This window comes from Nocardioides convexus, assembly GCF_011090295.1.
Window position 1 is genome coordinate 774,793 of the sequence record NZ_JAAMYA010000001.1, and the last position, 17,407, is coordinate 792,199.

The window sequence follows — 17,407 nt, forward strand, 5'->3', positions numbered from 1 at the left end:
GGGAAGGTGAGGGGGGTCCCGGCGTACGCCGGGCTAGGCGCCGCTCGCCTGGCGGCGGCGGTGGTGGGCGACACGGCTTCGGTTGCCGCAGGACCCACCCGAGCACCAACGACGTCGCTGGGCCCGCGAGGCGTCGACGAACACGAGGTCGCACGTCGGGCCCTCGCACTCGTGCAGCCGGTCCGCGTCGGCCCCACCGAGCAGATCGACGGCGTCCGCAGCCACCGCGGCGAGGGCCCCGGGCAGCGAGGGCGCTCCCCCAGCCCGGGCGGCCCACTCCGCTGACGAACTCCCGGGGCCGGAGCGGTCCGCGGGCGAGGGCGTTGAGCCGGTCCAGGTCCGCCGGGTCGGGCGCGCGGGCGTCGACCCGGGCGTGGACCAGGCGGTGGAGCACGCCCCGCAGGCTCGATGAAGGCCTCGACCCAGGTGGGGTCGACGACGTCCTGCTCGTCGGCCGTCACCAGGCCGCTGGTCCTCAGCCACAGGGCAAGCCGGCCCGGTCCCGTCATCCGCTCGACCGGGGCGCCGGAGAGCCGGGCACCGACGGTCGCGACGAGGTCCAGGCACAGCCGGCCGGTGTCGAACCGGAAGTCCGGTGAGGCTGCGGGGCGTGGACTCACGAGTCGCCCTTCGTCGCGGCGCCCGGGGTGAGCGGCACCGCTGCCAAGGTACACAGACCGGCCACCGCCCAGACCACGGACCACGAGCCTGGCCGTGAGCAGGACCGGCAGCAGCACCGGGGTGAGGAACGCGGCCGCGAAGACGGTGGTGTTCTCCGGGCCCAGCGCGGTCCCCGCCCGCTCGGTGCCGGCCATCGTCGCGATCTCGGTGTAGGCGACGCCGTGCCAGGCGTTCGCGAGCAGGCCGCCCACGGCCAGCGCGGCGGCGACCAGCAGCGTCGGGGCGTCGACCAGGCACGCCGCGACGACCATCGCCACCGCGGTGGCCGCGCCGATGAACTTCACGTAGGCCCGGCGGTTGCCGTGCTTGTCGGTGTAGCGACCGCTCCAGACCCGGGCTGCCGCACCGCCGACCTGGACCACCAGGATGGTGGCGGCCGCCGCGCCGATCCCGGCGTGCTTGGCATCGTGGAGGAAGACCGCGGCGAAGGTCAGGATCGCGAACTGCGGAACCGTGAGCAGGCCGCTGGCGATCGCCAGCCGCAGCACCTGGCGGTCACCCAGGACCTCTCGGGCGCTGGCGCCCACCGCGACGACCGGTCCCGCCGGGGTGGTGGCCTCGGCCTCGGGGGGCCGGCGCAGCCAACGCCAGGTCGCGGCGGCCGAGACGAGGCAGAAGGCAGCGAGCACGGCGTAGACCGCCCGGAAGCCCGCTGTCGAGGCCAGCCACGGCAGCAGCGCCGTGCCGATCGCGCCGCCGGCCGGGATCGCGGTCTGCCGGATGCTCATCGCGAAGCCTCGCTGGCCGTCCTTGAACCAGGCCATCACAGCACGTCCCGAGTTCGCCGTTGACGCTGCCGCCCAGGATGCCGACGACCAGCAGGGTCGTGCCGAGCAGGACGGTGGAGGGCACCCCCGCGGAGGTCGGTACGACGGCGAGCGCCATCAGTGCCAGCAGGAGTCCGGTCGAGATGAGCCCGGTGAGCAGGATCCGGCGCTCGCCGTACTTGTCGGTGGCGACTCCCCAACCGACCTCGGAGACCGCGATCCCCAGCGCGATGCAGCCGAGGACCAGACCGAGGGCATGGGTGGAGAGGTGGTACTCGCTCTGCATGGTCGGCCCCGTGACCGGGATGCCGGAGAAGGCAGCGGAGAAGGCTCGCCTGGGCGGCGACCCCGATGCCGAGGACCACCCAGCGGTGGCGGGAGCCGGTCGAGCCGGCGGGCGGGGCCTCGGGCTCCGCGATGACGGTCGTGGTGTGCCTCATGAGTCTCTTCCCGGATCGAGTACTAATCGGTTGAACCCATTACATAGGGGAACGATGGGCATGCGCAAGGTGTCCTGGCTCTCAGGCCCGGGCCACCGGCTGCTCCCAGACGACGAGCAGCGTGCACCCGGTCGGGCTCGCCGGCGCGTGGGCGCTGCCCGGCTCCATGACGATCACCGATCCGGGGCCGAACCGGCGCTCGTCGAACTCCAGGCTCGCCGTCGAAGACGTAGATCAGGCTCGAAGCCGGGGTGCACGTGCGGTGCGGCGCTCGCACCGGGGTGGTAGCGCACGATCCCGGCCGAGGGGCCCGTGCTGCCGGTCTGCGCGGTGGAGTAGAGCCGGTGGATGTCGATGTCCTGGCGACCGTCGCCCTGCATCGGCTCGAAGGCGAGGTCCTCGGGGACCCCGTCGCGGAAGAGTCTCTGCAGGAACGGCGCGGCGCTCGCAAGGGGGGTGGTGGTCATCTCAGTTCCTCTCTCTCGGAGTGAGACTCGGCGAGCTCGGGTCCCGGGGCGCCGGCGGCGACCCAGTCACGCACCGCAGCGCGGCGTACCTTCCCGGACAGCGTCCGGGGCAGCGCGGCGGCGAGAACGATGTCGCGCGGGCGCAGCGCGTCGGCGACGACGTCGTCGACGTGCGCCCGCAGGGTGTGCCGCAGCCTGGGGGCCCACGGGCGTCCCCGCGACGGGTACGACGACGGCCACCGGCGCCAGCCCACGCAGCCGGTCCGGCAGCGGCACGACGGCGACCTCCGCCACCGCGGGGTGAGCAGCGATCGCGTCCTCCAGGCTCCGGCGGCGAGACCCGGTGCCCGGAGGCTCTGGAAGACGTCGTCGACACGGCCGAGGACGTGGAGCCACCCGTTCTCGACGGCACCGACGTCACCGGTGTGCCAGTACCGGGTCGGGCGCCGGAGGTCGGGCAGGTAGCCCGCCGTCACGCCGACCGGGTCCTCGGTCATCTCCACGACGATCTCGTCCGTGGCGGTCGTGGTGAGCCGGTAGCCGGGCATCGCCTTGCCGACCACGCCGGCGGGGGCGCTCATCCCCGGGCTGGTGCCGGCCAGGCAGGTCGTCTCGGTCTGCCCGTAGCCGTCACGGACGACCACGCCCCAGGCGCGGCGCACTGCCTCGACCACCTGCGGCGAGGCACACTCCCCCGCACTGGTGGCCTCGGCGAGCCGGACCGGCGCCTGGTCGAGGTGGGGGGGTGAGGGCACTCCACGTGCTCGCCGGCGCGCACAGCGAGGTGGCCGCGGTGCGCGCGAGGAAGCGTGGCAGCCGCTCGGCCGGGACCGGCTCGATCGCCGCCACCAGGCTCGGCCTGGGAGGTCCACGGCACGAAGAAGCCTGCTCCAGGAGTGCTTCGCCCAGCCGGGCGCCGAGACGTTGACGTGCCTGATGCCTGGCTGGAGCCCGTTCCAGAACACGCTGCTGAGGTGCCCGATCGGGTAGGCTCGCGTGGGTGTGCCCCACCATCTTCGGCGCCGCCGTCGATCCCGAGGTGAAGTAGACGTAGGCCAGGTCGCCGGCCGGGGTCGGACCGTCGGGGACGAAGGGCCGGTGCTCCCCCGTCCGCGGGGCGGGGAGCGGGAGCCAGCCGTCCTCCTCGCCGGGCGCCGCGCCGACCACGACCCGCAGCCCCGGTACGTCGTCCGGGCGCACCCGGGAGCGGGCGGCCGGCTCGACGATCACGTGGTCCACCTCGCCGCGCAGCAGCCGGTCGGCCACCTGGTCACGCGGCAGGCTGGTGTAGAGCGGGACGGTGACCGCACCGACCTTGAGCAGCGCGAGCAGGCTCACCCACGACACCAGTCGCTGCCCGAGGAGCAGCACGACCCGCTGTCCCCGGCGCACGCCCTGGTCGGCCAACCAGCAGGCCAGCGTGTCCGACATCGCGGACAGGCTTCGCGGTAGGTGTACCGCCCGACCTGCCCACCCTCCACGTCGTGCAGCGCGAGCGCGCCGAGGTCGTTGCCCGCGGCGATCACGTCGAACCACTCCAACGCCCAGTTGAAGTGCTGCGGGCGCGGCCACCGGAACTCCCGGTGCACCCGCTCGTGGTCCGTGCGGTGACGCAGCAGCAGGTCGCGCGCCGCCCGGAACTCGTGGTGGGCGGGGGTGTCCCGGGCGTCCCAGTACGACGATCCGCCGGCGCTCACAGCGCGACCCGCTCGTCGTACCGCTTGGCGGCAGGGACCACGGACGGGGCGCACCCCGGCGAGCATGTCGCCCGCGATCGCGTCGGCGTCCCTGGTGAAGGAGCCCCACGGCCCGGGCCGGCCGCTGCCGACCTGCATGAACCAGCGGCAGCCCTCGGTCGGGATGCCGAGGACGTACAGCGAGCGCACGGCCTCGCCCGCCGCGTCGACGGGGTGGAAGGGCGAGCCGGTGACGGCGACGCTCCCGGTCACGTAGTCGCCGCCGGAGCGGTTGACCCAGGAGGTCAGCACGCCGGCGCCCGCGAGGCCCTGGTGCAGCGGATCGCGCGAGGTGCGCAGGTCCGGCCCGGGGATGCGGGCGTCCAGCAGGACGTCGATCCGGGTGCGGGAACCGGCGACGACGGGCGAGGACGCGACGAGACCCTCCGCCGCGCGCTCCACCGTGAAGCCGGGACCGAGCAGGCGCACCACCCCGCTGTCGACGAGGGCGAGCAGGCTGGCGCAGCCGGTCCCGGGGCGGACCCGCGGCGAGGGCGGAGACCAGCGGCTCGAACCAGCGCACGAACTCCTCCTCGTGCGCGGCCGCCGTGAGCCCGCCGTGGTCGACCGCGTCCCGGATGAGCCTGCCGCACGTCCCGCAGGACGTCGAGGCCCGCCTTGACCGGTCCGTCGGCGTTCCCCTCGGCGGAGAGCACCAGGTCCTCGGTCACGAGACTCGACGAGCCCGGAGGTGTACTCCTGCGGGCTCGCGAAGGCTCCGCCCGCGGAAGGGTTGCGCCATCGCCTCCAGACTCGGGGACCTCGCTCGTCAGCCCGTGCCGGCGCGCGATCTCCCCCACGGCCCGGCACGGGTCCGCGTCGCGGTTCACCGCGACCAGGCTCCCTCGGGGGTGCACAGCGCCACCGGCCGGCCGAGCCTGCGGCGCAGCTCGGCCTCGGCACGCACGACCATGATCTCGGCGAGCACCCAGGGCAGCACGTCCCCGCGGAAGGCTCGCCGCCGGGCCGCGGCGCAGCGCGGCCACCCGTTCCGGGGTGAACACCCGCGGACGGTAGGCGTGCACCGCCGGCTTCTGGTTCACCCCCGCGCCCGCAGCGGTACGCCGGAGCGCGAGCCCGCCACGATGAGCGGCTCGTTGCCGCTGGGCAGGTAGCGCAGGGCGGTGCCGTCGTCGACGTACCGCCCACCGCGGCCCTCGGTGAGCAGCGCGAGCGAGTCGTAGAAGGTCAGGCCCAGGCCGCGCACCCCGACCACGTCACCGGCGCCGATCCCGCCGAGGTCGAGGTCGGCGGCCGAGTCCGCCGGCACGAGTCCGGCGTCGGGCGAGGGGGCGGGTCGCGGGTGCCCGGTGCACAGCGCGACCCGGTCCGCGGACAGGCTCTTCGCCGTCCGCGCACTGCAGCCGCCACTGCTCGCCGTGCCGGCGCATCCCGAGCACCCGGGTCTGCCGGCGGTGCAGGCGCACGCCGTCCGGCAGGCCCGCCTCGACGGAGTCGAGCACGAACCCGAGGTAGCGGCCGTACAGCGCACGGGAGGCGAAGGCGTCCGGCCCGGCGCGCTCGGGGTCGACCTCGCTCCACCACTCGGCCAGTGCCGGGCCGGCACCGGCGCGGGCGGGGCCGTCGTCGGCAGGCCCGGAGAACATGGTCACCTCGCCGGCCACGGTGTTCATGAGCAGCAACGCGGACTGGTCGGGCCGCCAGATGCGGCCGCTGCCGACCGCGACGTCGTCGAGCAGGTGGATGTCGAGCCCCTGCTCGGGAACCTCCTGCGCCAGTCGTGCCGCGAGCCGCTCCAGCACGGAGAGCCCGCGCGGTCCGCCACCGACGATCGCGACGGATGCGCGCCCGTGGTCGTCCTCGTGCCGCGCGGTCTGGTGCAGCATGTCGAGCAGGCCCGTCGAGGTCACCCCGCGGGCGGTGGCCCGGCGGGTGGGGGCGATCGGCATCCTCCCGGTGCGGACCCACTCGATCCGCCCGTCGTCGGCGATCGCGCTGCGGGTCTGGCCCGCGTTGTCGGCGTGCAGGCAGAAGGGCACGTCGAGCAGCCCCTTGGCGAACGCGCGCTCCAGCGCCTCGCCGACGCTGCTGGACTCGCTGAGCGTGGCGAGCACGAGGGTCCGCGCCTCCTCGAGGATCCCGGTGGAGCCGCCCCCCGGCACGGCGCCGGCGCCGCGCTCGGCGTACGCCGCCCGGCCGGCCTCGGCCGCGAGCGCCAGCGCCCGCAGGTTGTCCTCGACCGATGGGATCCGCACCGCCTCGACCTCGGTCTTGACGATCAGCCGCTGCGCCCCGCCGGCGACGGCGAGCGCGGCGCTCCGGGCGAGCAGCCGCCGCGCCCCGCGGGCGGTCGTGGGATAGACGCCCATGTAGGTGTACAGCACGACGTGGCGGGTCACCCCGCTGGGAAGCAGGCTCCGCGGCGAGGGTCGTGAGCGCCTGCAGCGCCTCGACGTCCTGCTCGTGCGAGGTCTGCTGGGCATAGACCAGCGACACCGAGCCGACCCCGTGCTGGGCGAAGAAGAGCGCCTCCAGCACGCTGATGGCGACCAGCAACGACGGCGGGCACATCTGCCCGAGCAGGCAGCCGCCGAAGGTCTCCAGGTGGGCGACCTCACCGGCCGCGCGGGCGGCCGCGGCCAGCTCCTCGCTGCCCTCGGCCCACGCGGCGACCGCGACAGGAAGTGGTGTGCGCCCGTAGGGCAGGCAGTAGGACACCGGGCCGCCCTCGCTGCAGAAGAGCCCCGCCTCGGCCATCGTCGCGAAGATCGCGCGCGGGTCGGAGGAGCCGTGACGCACCTGCACCGGGATGTCCTCGGCCACCGCGCCCGCCACGGAGGAAGCGACCCGGGCGCCGTGGCTGACGAGCGGGTAGCCGTTGAGGGCGGAGCCCTGGTCCAGGGCCGCCCGCGCGCCGGCCAGGTCGCCCACACGGGTGTAGGCTGTCCAGCGTGATCGTCCCGGCCGTCCACGCCGGCAGGTCACGCACCGCCAGCAGGCCGGCGCGCATCTCCTCCGGGGAGGCCATGCCCATCCGCGGCTGGACGACGAGTCTCGCGCTGCGTGGCCGCCCGGCGGACGTAGGAGCTCAGGTCGACGTACCCCATGGCTCAGGCGCTGACCGGCTCGGGACGCCGTTCGCCGGCGAGGGCCGCGATCGTGTCGACCAGGCTGGACAGGGTCGCTCAGCACGGCGTGGAAGCCGGCCGCGAGCAGGGCCGCCTCGGCGTCCAGGCCGAGCGCACCGGCGACGCCCAGGCTTTGCCGCCGATGACCGCCGGCACGGAGGCGGTGACCGGGTCGGCGGCGAGCCGGCGCACGACCCGGGCACCGTCGATCGCACCGTGGCCGTTGACCGAGCCTGATCACCAGTGCGTCCGGGCGGTGCTCGCGCAGCGCGTCGGCCACGAGGTCGTCGGGCGTGGTGGCGCCGAGGTTGACGACGGCGCAGCCGTTCTCCTCCAGCAGCAGCTGCAGGTACACCAGGTTCCAGGTGTGCGAGTCGGAGGAGACGGAGGAGAGTACGACGAGGGGCCGGTTCACAATGTCCACCTTTTTGATCGAGTTTGTTGGTGACTCAACCTTGCGGGTGGAACAGGCCGCTCCGGGGGCCGGTTCGCGAAGTCCGACGGAACGTTCAGGGATCTCGAATCACGGTGCGGCGGTCGTCACATTCTCCGACCGTGGTCGGACGCGCGGGGCCCCGTCGGCCAGTAGTCTCCGGCCATGGAACCCGTCACCGGACTCTCGATCGGCCGCATCGTCATCGGCGTCATCGCTCTCCTCGCTCCCTCGACCGCGGCGCGGCTCTTCGGCGTCACGCCCGCCGCCAACCCGCAGCCTGGGCATCTTCGGGCGGATGTTCGGCGCCCGGGAGATCGCCCTCGGCGCGGTCACCCTGGCGTCCAGGGGCGCGCTGCGCCGCAACCTGACCGTCGTGGGGATCGCCGTGGACGGCGCGGACGTGGCCAGCGGAGCGCTCGAGATCGCCTCCGGCGGCGTACCCAAGGCTGCAGGGTGGGGCGCTCGTCGGCGTCGCTGCCGGTGCGGTCGGCGCGGGCGTCGCGGCGCTGGTGCTCAACCGGGGCAAGTAGCCCGGTCAGCCCTCGGAGGCGCTGTAGACGATCGCGACGGTGTAGAAGATCGCGACGGCGACGAAGATCGCGAACGCGATCCAACCGACGATCACGCCGGCCAGCGCCAGCCCGGCGCCGCCCTCGCCCCGCTCGCGGATCTGCTTGCGGGCCACGTGGCCGAGGATGGCGCCGACGATGCTGGGCCCGCCGCAGCAGAGCCCGAGGCCGACGATGCTCACCACGAGCGAGGCGATCGCCATGCCGTTGGTCTGCGGCGGAGCGGTGTAGGCGTAGGCTGCCGTAGGGCTGCTGCTGGCCGTACTGGCCGTAGGGCTGCTGGGGCTGGCCGTAGGGCGACTGCTGGCCGTAGGGCTGCTGCGGCTGACCGTAGGGCGGCTGCTGGCCGTACGGCGACGGCTGACCCGGCGGCGGCTGCTGGGGCGCGGGCTGGGTCTGGTTCGGGTCGGGCTCCTCGCCCCAGGGCGGTGTCGACATGGCGGTGTCCCTCCGGTCAGGCTGACGACGATGACGGTGACGGCCACCAGGCCGACGACCACGATGATGCCCCGCAGCACGAGCGGGGGAAGCCTTCCTGCCCACGGCCGCGCCGGCGAAACCGCCGATCACGGAGCCGACGGCGATCACGGCGACGATCAGCCAGTCGATCTCCGCCTCGGTGCCGAAGAGGCCCAGTGCGGCGACGACCACGAAGACCAGACCGGCCACGGCGTTGACGACCGAGACCAGGACGTTCTTCACGCCGTTGAGCCGCTGCAGCGACTCGGTGATACCGATGCCGAGCAGGCCCATCAGGATGACGCCCTGCGCGGCGCCGAAGTAGCCGCCGTAGATGCCGGTGCCGAAGGCGGCGAGCAGCACCCACCGCGGCACCGCGGCCGGGCCGGGTGCGGTGACGGCGGGCTCCGGCTCGCGCCGGGCGGCCCGCGCCGCGACGTAGCGCGACAGCCGCGGCTGGACGACGACCAGCGTGATCCCGAGCAGGATCAGCACCGGCACGACGGCCTCGAACGCGCCCGCGGGCAGCACCAGGAGCAGCACCGCTCCCACGACCCCGCCCGCGGTGGAGAACACCAGCAGCCGGGTGATCAGGGCTCGCTGGCCGACCAGGCTCCCGGCGGTAGCCCACCGCCCCCGCCACGCCGCCCGGCACCAGGCCGAGGCTGTTGGACATGTTGGCCGTCACCGGCGGCACCCCGAAGGCGAGCAGCGTCGGGAAGGTGATCAGCGTGCCCGAGCCGACGACGGCGTTGATCATGCCGGCGCCGACGCCGGCGAGCAGGATCGCGGCGAGACTCGAGCGGGCTCACTCGGCCGGCGGCGCGGGCGGCGCGGGCGGCGCCGGCGGCTCACCCGGCGTCTTGCCCGGGTAGGCGGCGCTCTCGGCCTCGGCGATGGCCTCCTGGACCGCCTCGCTGGTGCCGGTCGGCGCGGACAGGTCGGGCTCGGTCGGGCCCATGTCCACGCGCTTGAGCGGGCCTGAGGTCTGCTTCGGGATGCCCGCGATCTCGTGGATCGAGGAGCCGAGGCCCTCCAGCGCCTTGGTGATCTCGGACGGGATGACCCACACCTTGTTGGCGTCGCCCTCGGCGATCTTCGGCATCATCTGGAGGTACTGGTAGGCCAGCAGGCCCTGGTCCGGCTGGCCGTCGTGGATCGCCTGGAAGACGGTCTGGATGGCCCGGCCCTCACCCTGGGCGCGCAGGATCTGCGCCTCGCGGTCGGCCTGCGCGGCGAGGATCTGCGCCTCGCGCTCACCCTCGGCGTTGAGGATCGCGGACTGCTTGTTGCCCTCCGCGGTGAGGATCGCCGACTGGCGGGCACCCTCGGCGGTGAGGACTAGCGCGCGCTTGTCGCGCTCGGCGCGCATCTGCTTCTCCATCGCGTCCTTGATCGAGGGCGGCGGCTCGATGCCCTTGATCTCCACGCGCTTGACCTTGATCCCCCAACGACCGGTGGTCTCGTCGAGGACCGCCGACAGGCCGCTGTTGATCGACTCGCGGCTGGTGAGGGTCTGCTCGAGGTCCATGCCACCGACCACGTTGCGCAGCGTGGTCATGGTCAGTCTGCTCGATCGCCTGGATGTAGTTGGAGATCTCGTAGGTCGCCGCGATCGGGTCGGTCACCTGGAAGTAGATGACGGTGTCGATGTCGACGGTCAGGTTGTCCTCGGTGATGGCCGACTGCGGCGGGAAGGCGACCACCTGCTCGCGCAGGTCGATCGTGTAGCGCACCTTGTCGATGAAGGGCACCACGAAATTGAGGCCCGCCGGCAGGGTCTCCTTGTACTTGCCGAAGCGCTCGACGATGCCGGTGTAGGCCTGCGGGACGACCCGGATCGCCTTCGCGATCACGGTGATCACGAGGAGCAGCAGCAGGATGAGGACGACGAGCACGACCATGGAGGTCTCCTTAGGCGGTGTCGGACGAGGGGGCGGACGGCAGGGCGGGCGGCTCGGGCAGCACGCGCACGTGCGCGGTGGCGCCGACGATCGAGACCACCTCGACGGAGCGGCCGATCGCGATCGCGGGCTCGGCGCCGGCGGAGACCGCCAGCCAGGCTCTCGCCGCCGATCTTGACCCGGCCCGGGCGGTGCTCGCCCACCGGCTCGGTGAGGATGCCGTGGGCGCCGACCAGGCTGGCCGGGCCGAGGACCAGGTCGGGGCCGCCGTGCAGGCGGCGCACCAGGGGTGGTCGCACGCCGACGAGCAGCAGCAGGGCGGCGGCCGAGGCCACCAGCACCTGGGCCACGATGCTGTCGGTGATCACCGCGGTGCCCATCCCGGCGAGCGCGCCGCCGGCGAGCATGAGCAGGAACAGGTCGAGGCTCAGCAGGCTCCGCGAGCGCGAGCGCGATGGAGACCCCGAGCCAGGTCTCCCACAGGTGCTCACGCAGCCAGTCCATGGCCGAAACCCTAGGCCATGGGTCCGAGGGAAGGACTCAGCCCCGGCGCAGCCGGCGCCGGGCGGCGTACCGGCCGTCGTGCTCCTCGAGCACCAGCGGCATCGCGAAGGTCGCGGACAGCGTCTCCGCGCTCAGCGTCTCGCTCATCGGGCCCTGCGCCACGACGGCACCGTCGCGCAGCATCAGCACGTGGGTGAAGCCCGGCGGGATCTCCTCGACGTGGTGGGAGACGAGCACGGTGGCGGGCGAGGACGGGTCGTAGGCGAGCACCGAGAGCGTGGAGACCAGGTCCTCGCGGCCGCCGAGGTCGAGACCGGCGGCGGGCTCGTCGAGCAGGAGCAGGCTCGGGGTCGGTCATCAGCGCCCGGGCGATCTGCACCCGCTTGCGCTCTCCCTCGCTCAGCGTCCCGAAGGTGCGGTCGGCCAGGTGCATGACGCCCACCTCGCGCAGCAGCGCGTCGGCGCGGGTGTGGTCGACGTCGTCGTACTCCTCGCGCCACCTCCCCAGCACGGCGTACGACGCGGAGAGGACCACGTCGCGGACCTTCTCCTGCCGCGGGATCTTCTCGGCCATGGCCGCGCTGGAGACGCCGATGCGCGGGCGCAGACTCGAACACGTCGACGGTGCCGATCAGGCTCCCCGAGCACGCCGACGGCGCCGGTCGTGGGGTGGACCTGCGCGGCGGCCACCTGCATCAGGGTGGTCTTGCCGGCGCCGTTGGCCCCCAGCAGGATCCAGCGCTCGCCCTCGCGCACCACCCAGGCTCACCCGGTCCAGGAGCGTGGACCCGCCACGCCGGATGGTGACCTCGGCAAGGCTCGAGAACGGCGGACATGCTGGCCACCCTAACGAGTACCTTGACGCCGTGAGTGGACTGCCCGTCTCCGCCCGGCTGGCCTGGTGGGGCACCGCCTGGCTGCAGGGCCGGATCGGCCCGGACGACCTGCTGGACGCCGTCCTCGGCGACGACGTGACCCACGTCGTGGGCGGACCGGACGGCTCCGCTCCCCTGCTCCTGGAGCTCGCCGACGCCCGGGCGAAGGGCGCGACCGCGATCGCGGCCACCTTCCCGGCGCCGGGCGACCCCGCGGGCCTGCGCGGGCCGCGCGAGACTCAACGCCGCCGCCATCGAGGCCGGCGAGGCGGTCCTGCTCCTCGGCGCCGGCAAGGCGCTGGTCCCGGCCCAGGTCGGGCGTGCCGTCGAGTGGACCCTGCTGCCCGCCGAGCGCCGCCCGCCGCCCGACCTCGGCGAGGCCGACCGTGGGCTGCGGGCCGCGCTGCTGGCGGCGGCGAACGCGCTGGCGGAGCCTGGACGTGGCGAGCCTGGCGGCCGGAGGTGGCCGACGAGTCTGCACGACCTGCGCTCCGCCGTACCGCTGCCGGCGCCGGTGGGGACGCCCGCGCGCTGCGTCGACCTCGCCGGGCGCGCGCTGCACCTGGAGGCGGTCGCGAACCTCGCCCTCGTCGACGACGGTGGCGCGGTGAGCGCCGGTGAGGCGGCGGCGCGGCGCGCCGCGATCGAGCCGCTGGAGCAGGCCGCGCGCCGGGCCCTGAGCGCGGCGTGCTCGCCCGACGGCTGGCCACCGTCGGCCTGAGGTCGTCCGGAGCCGATAGCCTGCACCCGCGATGAGCCTCCACGACTCCCCCGAAACGCTCCTGATCACCGTCACCGGCACCGACCGGCCCGGGGTCACCTCGGCGGTCCTCGAGACCCTGGCGCAGTCGGGGGTCGCCGTGGTCGACGCCGAGCAGATCCTGATCCGCGGGCGCCTGGTGCTCGGTGTCCTGGTCACCGCCCCGCGCGACACGAAGCGGCTGCGGGCCGCGGTCACCCGGACCGTCGAGGCCCTGGGCATGAGCGTCGACATCGAGCGCGGCTCGGGCGACAACCGCCGTCGGTCGCAGGACCGCGCGCACGTCACGGTCATCGGCTCGCCGCTCAAGGCCTCGGCCATGGCCTCGATCGCCGGCCGGATCGCCGACTGCGGCGGCAACATCGACCGGATCGAGCGGATGGCCCGCTATCCCGTCACCGCCATCGAGCCTGCACGTCTCCGGCGCGGCGCCCGACCGGCTGCGCACGCTGCTCGCCGGCGACGCCGCCCGCCACGGCATCGACGTCGCGGTCCAGGCCGCGAACATGCTGCGCCACGGCGTGCGGCTGATCGTGATGGACGTCGACTCCACGCTCATCCAGGGCGAGGTGATCGAGATGCTCGCCGAGCACGCCGGCTACGGCGCGGAGGTCGCCGAGGTCACCGAGCGGGCGATGCGCGGCGAGACTCGACTTCGAGCAGTCGCTGCGGGCGCGGGTGAAGTCTGCTCGCCGGCCTCGACGCCACCGTCCTCGACCAGGTGTACGACGCCATCGTGGTCAACCCGGGAGCCCGCACCCTGGTGCGCACGCTGCGCCGCCTCGGCTACCGCTTCGCCATCGTCTCCGGCGGGTTCAGCCAGATCACCGACCGGCTGGCCGAGGAGCCTGGGCATCCACCGGGCCCGGGCCAACACCCTGGAGATCGTCGACGGCAAGGCTGACGGGCGAGGTCGTGGGACCGGTCGTGGACCGGGCCGGCAAGGCGGAGGCGCTGCGCGAGTTCGCCGCGGACCTCGGCATCGAGATCGCCGCCACCATCGCGATCGGCGACGGCGCCAACGACCTCGACATGCTCGACGCGGCAGGCCTGGGCATCGCCTACAACGCCCGCCCGGTCGTGCGCGAGGCGGCGGACACCACGCTCAACGTGCCCTACCTCGACTCGATCATGTACCTGCTCGGCATCAGCCGCGAGGAGATCGAGGCCGCGGACGCCGAGGCCGGGATCGTCACACCCGCTCCCCCGCTGGACTGACGCTCCGGCGTCGGCTCAGTCGTCCTCGCGGGCGACGTGGAAGCCGGTCAGTCGGCCGCCCATCGGCGCCAGGTCCGCCCACGCCCCGTCGACCTCGAAGACCGCCGCGGTGCTGGTCGGGAAGGCGCCCAGCGCGACCGACCCCGAGGCCTCGCCGTCGCCGTCGTCGAGGAGCCTGCACCACGACCCCCATCGTCGGGTTGTGCCCGACCACGACGATCGTCCGGGCGTCCTCGGGCGCCGTGCGGAGCAGGTCCAGCACGCCGTCCTCGTCGGTGCCGTAGAGCCTGGGCGTCGTACTCGGGCTGCAGGGACCAGCCGGCACCTCCGGCCACGACGTCCCAGGTCTCCCGGGTGCGCGCGGCGTACGACACGTAGGCCGCCTCCGGCACGATGCCCTCGCCCGCGAGCCACTGACCGAGCAGTCGTCCCTCGGTGCGGCCGCGCTCGGCGAGCACCCGCTCGACGTCGGTGGCGGCGTAGGGCTCCGCCTTCGCGTGCCGGATGACGACGAGACGCCTGCTGTCCACCGGACCAGCGTAGGGCCATGCTGGGCGGGTGGAGGCGTACGGCACGACACACCTGGTCCCGCTCGGCGTCTTCGCCGTCGGGCTGGTCGTCGTGGTCCTGCTCGGCCGTCGCGACGCGGCGTACGACGGCCCGACCCGGCTGAGCCGGGGCTGGGCGCTGCTCGTCCCGGCGGTGACGGTGCCCTTCCAGGCTGATCGACCTGGTCGCGAACTTCGACCTCGACGTGACGCTGCCGCTGCACCTGTGCGACCTGGCCTGGATCGCCGCCACCTGGGCGTTGTGGACCCACCGGTCGTTCCCGGTGGCGCTCACGTTCCTCTGGGGACTGACACTGACGATCCAGGGCGTGGTGACGCCCTCGCTGAACGAGGACTTCCCGCACGTGCGGTACGTCGCCTTCTGGGCGCTGCACCTGCTCATCGTGTGGGCTGCGGTCTACCTCGTCGCCGGGCTGCGCCTGGCGCCGCGCTGGCGGGACTATCGCGCGGCGGTCCTCACGACGCTCGGGTGGGCCGGTGCGACGTACCTCTTCAACGTCGTGGCGGGCACCAACTACGGCTACCTGGTGCGCAAGCCGCGCTCCTCGGCGCTCGACCTGCTCGGCCCCTGGCCCTGGTACGTCGCCCAGGAGATCGCGATCCTGCTGGCGGCCTGGGCGCTGCTGACGCTCGCCGCGCAGTGGTGGCGGCGGGCGGGCAGCAGGTCAGGCGCCCATCGCGTGGAAGCCGCCGTCGACGTGCAGGATCTCGCCGGTGGTCGCCGGGAAGAGGTCTGAGAGCAGGGCGCAGACCGCCTTGGCGGTGGGCTCCTGGTCGACGTTGTCCCACCCGAGCGGTGCCCGGGTGGTCCACATCGACTCCAGGTCCTCGAAGCCGGGGATGGCCTTCGCCGCGAGGGTGCGCAGCGGCCCGGCGGAGACCAGGTTCACCCGGATCCCGTCGGCGCCGAGGTCGCGGGCGAGGTAGCGGTTGGTGGACTCGAGTGCGGCCTTCGCTACGCCCATCCAGTCGTAGACCGGCCAGGCGACGCTCGCGTCGAAGGTGAGCCCGACGACCGAGTCGCCCGGCTGCATGAGCGGACGGCAGGCGACGGCGAGCGACTTCAGGGAGTACGCCGAGACCTCCACGGCCTGCGCGACGTCCTTCCACGGCCCGTCGAGGAACTTCCCGCCGAGCAGGGTCTCCGGGTTGCCGTAGGCGATGGAGTGCACCACGCCGTCGAGCACGGCGTCCGGGCCGAGGTGCTCGCGGATCGCGTCCGGCAGGCCCGCCAGGTGCTCGGGGTCGGTCACGTCGAGCTCCAGCACCGGCGGCGACTCGGGGAGCCGCTTGGCGATGCGGCGGGTGATCCGCAGCGCCTGGCCGAAGTTGGAGATCAGCACGTTCGCGCCCTGCTCCTGGGCGAACTTCGCCACCGCGAAGCCGATCGAGGTGTCCAGCGTGACGCCCGCGACCAGGATGTTCTTGCCGGCGAGGATGCCGGAGGTCGAGCCTTGTCGAGACCATGTCAGTGCCCCATTCCGAGTCCGCCGTCGACCGGGATCACCGCGCCGGTCACGTACGACGCCGACGGGCTCGCGAGCCAGAGCACTGCTCCCGCGACCTCCTCCGGGTCGGCGTACCGGCCGAGGGGAACCTGGCCCCGGATGCCTTCCTTCTGCTCGTCGCTGAGCAGGGCGGTCATGTCGGTGTCGACGTAACCGGGTGCCACGACGTTCGCGGTGATGGACCGCGGGCCGAGCTCACGGGCCAGCGAGCGGGCCATGCCCACCAGACCGGCCTTCGAGGCGGCGTAGTTGACCTGGCCGGGCGAGCCCAGCAGGCCCACGACGCTGGAGATGAAGATGATCCGGCCCCTGCGCTGGCGCAGCATGCCCTTGGCCGCGCGCCTGGCGAGCCGGAAGGAGCCGGTGAGGTTGGTGTCGATGACCGAGCTCCAGTCCTCGTCCGACATGCGCAGCACGAGGGTGTCGGCGGTGATGCCGGCGTTCGCGACCAGCACCTCGACCGGGCCGTGCGCCTCCTCGGCCGCGGCGAACGCGGCGTCGACCTGCGCGGCGTCGGTGACGTCCGCCTTGAGCTCGAGCGCACCCTCGGGCGCGCCGCCGCTGCGGGTGGTCACGGCGACCTTGTCGCCGTTGGCGAGGAAGGCCTCGGCGATGGCGCGGCCGATGCCGCGGTTGCCGCCGGTGACCAGGACGGAGCGGGGTTCGTTCACGCTCCTGACGCTAGGGGTCCCGGTGCCCGCCGCTCACTCGCGGCGGGCACCAAGATCGCGCCGTCTCCTTGTAGGACTCCTACAAGGGAGGGGTCACTCGTCGTCCTCCGGGCGGAAGCCGACCTTCATGGTGACCTGGAAGTGCTCGACCTCGCCGTCCTTGATCTGGCCGCGGACCTGGCTGACCTCGAACCAGTCGAGGTGGCGCAGGGTCTGGCCGGCGCGCTGGACGCCGTTGCGGATCGCCTGGTCGATGCCGTCGGGGGACGTGCCGACGATCTCGCTGATGCGGTAGGTGCGGTTGGACATGCCCGTCAGCCTAGTGCCACCCGCCGCGTAGGCTGGGGGCATGTCATCCTCGCGTCACGGCCGCTCTCGCGACGCCGACGCGATCCGGATCACGACTGCCGGCTCCGACCCGCGGGCCGACATCGCGCGCCGGCAGAAGAAGTACGCCATCGCGATGGGCATCCGCACGCTGTGCTTCATCGGCGCCGCGATCACCGGCGCCGCCGGCTGGCACTGGGTCTGGCCCTTCCTGATCCTCGCCTCCCTCTTCCTGCCCTACGTCGCGGTCGTGATGGCCAACGCCGGCGACAGCCGCGCCTCGGACCTGCCGCTCACCGGCGGCGGCGACGCACAGCGCCAGGCTCGGCCCGGGCCATGACGTGATCGGCGACGATGACTGAGCCTGCCCGAGGGTCCCGCCGGCCCCGACCTCTGCTCCGCAAAGGACTGCCGGGCCGAGGCACAG

The 17,407-nt window shown here is 73.6% G+C and carries 21 protein-coding genes and 4 pseudogenes; 7 read left to right on the top strand and 18 right to left on the bottom strand.

Annotation, left to right across the window (positions count from 1 at the left end):
- Positions 1 to 425: 425 nt before the first annotated feature.
- The 14 genes and pseudogenes from G5V59_RS35920 to G5V59_RS05840 all read right to left on the bottom strand — a co-directional run.
- A pseudogene (locus G5V59_RS35920) lies at positions 426 to 1,445 on the bottom strand (MFS transporter); the annotation flags it as partial.
- Positions 1,445 to 1,888 (bottom strand): hypothetical protein, encoded by a 444-nt coding sequence (locus G5V59_RS05780; RefSeq protein ID WP_278255866.1) that lies wholly within the window; start codon positions 1,886 to 1,888, stop codon positions 1,445 to 1,447. The pseudogene G5V59_RS35920 and the gene G5V59_RS05780, both read right to left, overlap by 1 nt.
- Positions 1,889 to 2,061: 173 nt before the next feature.
- The gene (locus tag G5V59_RS05785; protein WP_278255867.1) at positions 2,062 to 2,355 is read right to left on the bottom strand and encodes a hypothetical protein; all 294 of its coding nucleotides are present in this window, start codon (positions 2,353 to 2,355) and stop codon (positions 2,062 to 2,064) included.
- Entirely contained in the window at positions 2,352 to 3,029 is a 678-nt protein-coding gene (locus G5V59_RS05790) for an AMP-binding protein (RefSeq protein ID WP_278255868.1), read from the bottom strand. The genes G5V59_RS05785 and G5V59_RS05790 overlap by 4 nt, the downstream gene beginning before the upstream one ends.
- The gene (locus G5V59_RS05795) at positions 2,986 to 3,762 is read right to left on the bottom strand and encodes a class I adenylate-forming enzyme family protein (RefSeq protein ID WP_278255869.1); all 777 of its coding nucleotides are present in this window, start codon (positions 3,760 to 3,762) and stop codon (positions 2,986 to 2,988) included. The genes G5V59_RS05790 and G5V59_RS05795 overlap by 44 nt, the downstream gene beginning before the upstream one ends.
- Positions 3,690 to 4,343 (bottom strand): hypothetical protein, encoded by a 654-nt coding sequence (locus tag G5V59_RS05800; protein WP_278255870.1) that lies wholly within the window; start codon positions 4,341 to 4,343, stop codon positions 3,690 to 3,692. The genes G5V59_RS05795 and G5V59_RS05800 overlap by 73 nt, the downstream gene beginning before the upstream one ends.
- Positions 4,337 to 5,116, bottom strand: coding sequence for a hypothetical protein (locus G5V59_RS05805; protein ID WP_278255871.1), 780 nt, complete (start codon positions 5,114 to 5,116; stop codon positions 4,337 to 4,339). Before G5V59_RS05805 ends, G5V59_RS05800 begins: the two co-directional genes overlap by 7 nt.
- 14 nt (positions 5,117 to 5,130) lie before the next feature.
- Entirely contained in the window at positions 5,131 to 5,298 is a 168-nt protein-coding gene (locus tag G5V59_RS05810) for a hypothetical protein (protein WP_278255872.1), read from the bottom strand.
- Positions 5,280 to 7,595: a hypothetical protein gene (locus G5V59_RS05815; RefSeq protein WP_278255873.1), complete on the bottom strand. Its 2,316-nt coding sequence runs from the start codon at positions 7,593 to 7,595 to the stop codon at positions 5,280 to 5,282. Before G5V59_RS05815 ends, G5V59_RS05810 begins: the two co-directional genes overlap by 19 nt.
- A gap of 350 nt (positions 7,596 to 7,945) precedes the next feature.
- Positions 7,946 to 9,220, bottom strand: coding sequence for a sulfite exporter TauE/SafE family protein (locus G5V59_RS05820; RefSeq protein WP_278255874.1), 1,275 nt, complete (start codon positions 9,218 to 9,220; stop codon positions 7,946 to 7,948).
- A gap of 97 nt (positions 9,221 to 9,317) precedes the next feature.
- Positions 9,318 to 9,404: pseudogene (locus G5V59_RS35925) on the bottom strand (sulfite exporter TauE/SafE family protein); the annotation flags it as partial.
- 48 nt (positions 9,405 to 9,452) lie between these two features.
- Positions 9,453 to 10,548, bottom strand: a pseudogene (locus G5V59_RS05830) (SPFH domain-containing protein).
- Positions 10,506 to 11,039, bottom strand: a complete 534-nt coding sequence (locus G5V59_RS05835; RefSeq protein ID WP_278255876.1) for a hypothetical protein — start codon at positions 11,037 to 11,039, stop codon at positions 10,506 to 10,508. Before G5V59_RS05835 ends, G5V59_RS05830 begins: the two are co-directional and overlap by 43 nt.
- Positions 11,040 to 11,088: 49 nt before the next feature.
- Positions 11,089 to 11,854: pseudogene (locus G5V59_RS05840) on the bottom strand (ABC transporter ATP-binding protein).
- Between the two features lie 64 nt (positions 11,855 to 11,918).
- Between G5V59_RS05840 and G5V59_RS05845 the strand changes: the two are divergent.
- The 4 genes from G5V59_RS05845 to G5V59_RS35940 all read left to right on the top strand — a co-directional run bounded on the left by G5V59_RS05845 (position 11,919) and on the right by G5V59_RS35940 (position 13,905).
- Positions 11,919 to 12,548, top strand: a complete 630-nt coding sequence (locus tag G5V59_RS05845; protein WP_278255877.1) for a hypothetical protein — start codon at positions 11,919 to 11,921, stop codon at positions 12,546 to 12,548.
- Between the two features lie 131 nt (positions 12,549 to 12,679).
- Positions 12,680 to 13,369 (top strand): ACT domain-containing protein, encoded by a 690-nt coding sequence (locus G5V59_RS35930; RefSeq protein WP_341350868.1) that lies wholly within the window; start codon positions 12,680 to 12,682, stop codon positions 13,367 to 13,369.
- A gap of 39 nt (positions 13,370 to 13,408) precedes the next feature.
- The gene (locus tag G5V59_RS35935; protein ID WP_341350869.1) at positions 13,409 to 13,591 is read left to right on the top strand and encodes an HAD family hydrolase; all 183 of its coding nucleotides are present in this window, start codon (positions 13,409 to 13,411) and stop codon (positions 13,589 to 13,591) included.
- Positions 13,592 to 13,602: 11 nt separating this feature from the next.
- Positions 13,603 to 13,905 carry an HAD hydrolase family protein gene (locus G5V59_RS35940; protein WP_341350870.1) on the top strand — a complete coding sequence of 101 codons (303 nt, stop codon included), beginning with the start codon at positions 13,603 to 13,605 and terminating at the stop codon, positions 13,903 to 13,905.
- Positions 13,906 to 13,952: 47 nt separating this feature from the next.
- Here the strand turns inward: G5V59_RS35940 and G5V59_RS05855 are convergent, their stop codons facing one another.
- Complete coding sequence (locus tag G5V59_RS05855) at positions 13,953 to 14,435, bottom strand: histidine phosphatase family protein (RefSeq protein WP_278255878.1); 483 nt, start codon at positions 14,433 to 14,435, stop codon at positions 13,953 to 13,955.
- Here G5V59_RS05855 and G5V59_RS05860 point away from each other — a divergent pair.
- Complete coding sequence (locus G5V59_RS05860; protein ID WP_278255879.1) at positions 14,403 to 14,630, top strand: hypothetical protein; 228 nt, start codon at positions 14,403 to 14,405, stop codon at positions 14,628 to 14,630. The two genes, G5V59_RS05855 and G5V59_RS05860, sit on opposite strands and share 33 nt — an antisense overlap.
- A gap of 5 nt (positions 14,631 to 14,635) precedes the next feature.
- Positions 14,636 to 15,211 (top strand): TIGR02206 family membrane protein, encoded by a 576-nt coding sequence (locus G5V59_RS05865; protein WP_278259664.1) that lies wholly within the window; start codon positions 14,636 to 14,638, stop codon positions 15,209 to 15,211.
- Here the strand turns inward: G5V59_RS05865 and fabI are convergent.
- The 3 genes from fabI to G5V59_RS05880 form a co-directional block, all read right to left on the bottom strand.
- Entirely contained in the window at positions 15,140 to 15,946 is an 807-nt protein-coding gene (gene fabI / locus G5V59_RS05870) for an enoyl-ACP reductase FabI (RefSeq protein ID WP_278259665.1), read from the bottom strand. The two genes, G5V59_RS05865 and fabI, sit on opposite strands and share 72 nt — an antisense overlap.
- Positions 15,943 to 16,653 carry a 3-oxoacyl-ACP reductase FabG gene (fabG, locus tag G5V59_RS05875; RefSeq protein WP_278255880.1) on the bottom strand — a complete coding sequence of 237 codons (711 nt, stop codon included), beginning with the start codon at positions 16,651 to 16,653 and terminating at the stop codon, positions 15,943 to 15,945. The genes fabI and fabG overlap by 4 nt, the downstream gene beginning before the upstream one ends.
- Before the next feature lie 93 nt (positions 16,654 to 16,746).
- The gene (locus tag G5V59_RS05880) at positions 16,747 to 16,962 is read right to left on the bottom strand and encodes a dodecin (protein ID WP_278255881.1); all 216 of its coding nucleotides are present in this window, start codon (positions 16,960 to 16,962) and stop codon (positions 16,747 to 16,749) included.
- A gap of 40 nt (positions 16,963 to 17,002) precedes the next feature.
- On the opposite strand from G5V59_RS05880, the gene G5V59_RS05885 reads away from it, so the two are divergent.
- Positions 17,003 to 17,320: a DUF3099 domain-containing protein gene (locus G5V59_RS05885; RefSeq protein ID WP_278255882.1), complete on the top strand. Its 318-nt coding sequence runs from the start codon at positions 17,003 to 17,005 to the stop codon at positions 17,318 to 17,320.
- Positions 17,321 to 17,407: the final 87 nt, after the last annotated feature.

Coding starts and splice junctions, on each gene's coding strand:
- G5V59_RS05780 (WP_278255866.1), bottom strand. CDS start 1,888: ATGAGGCACACCACGACCGTCATCGCGGAGCCCGAGGCCCCGCCCGCC.
- G5V59_RS05785 (WP_278255867.1), bottom strand. CDS start 2,355: ATGACCACCACCCCCCTTGCGAGCGCCGCGCCGTTCCTGCAGAGACTC.
- G5V59_RS35930 (WP_341350868.1), top strand. CDS start 12,680: ATGAGCCTCCACGACTCCCCCGAAACGCTCCTGATCACCGTCACCGGC.
- G5V59_RS05885 (WP_278255882.1), top strand. CDS start 17,003: ATGTCATCCTCGCGTCACGGCCGCTCTCGCGACGCCGACGCGATCCGG.
- G5V59_RS05880 (WP_278255881.1), bottom strand. CDS start 16,962: ATGTCCAACCGCACCTACCGCATCAGCGAGATCGTCGGCACGTCCCCC.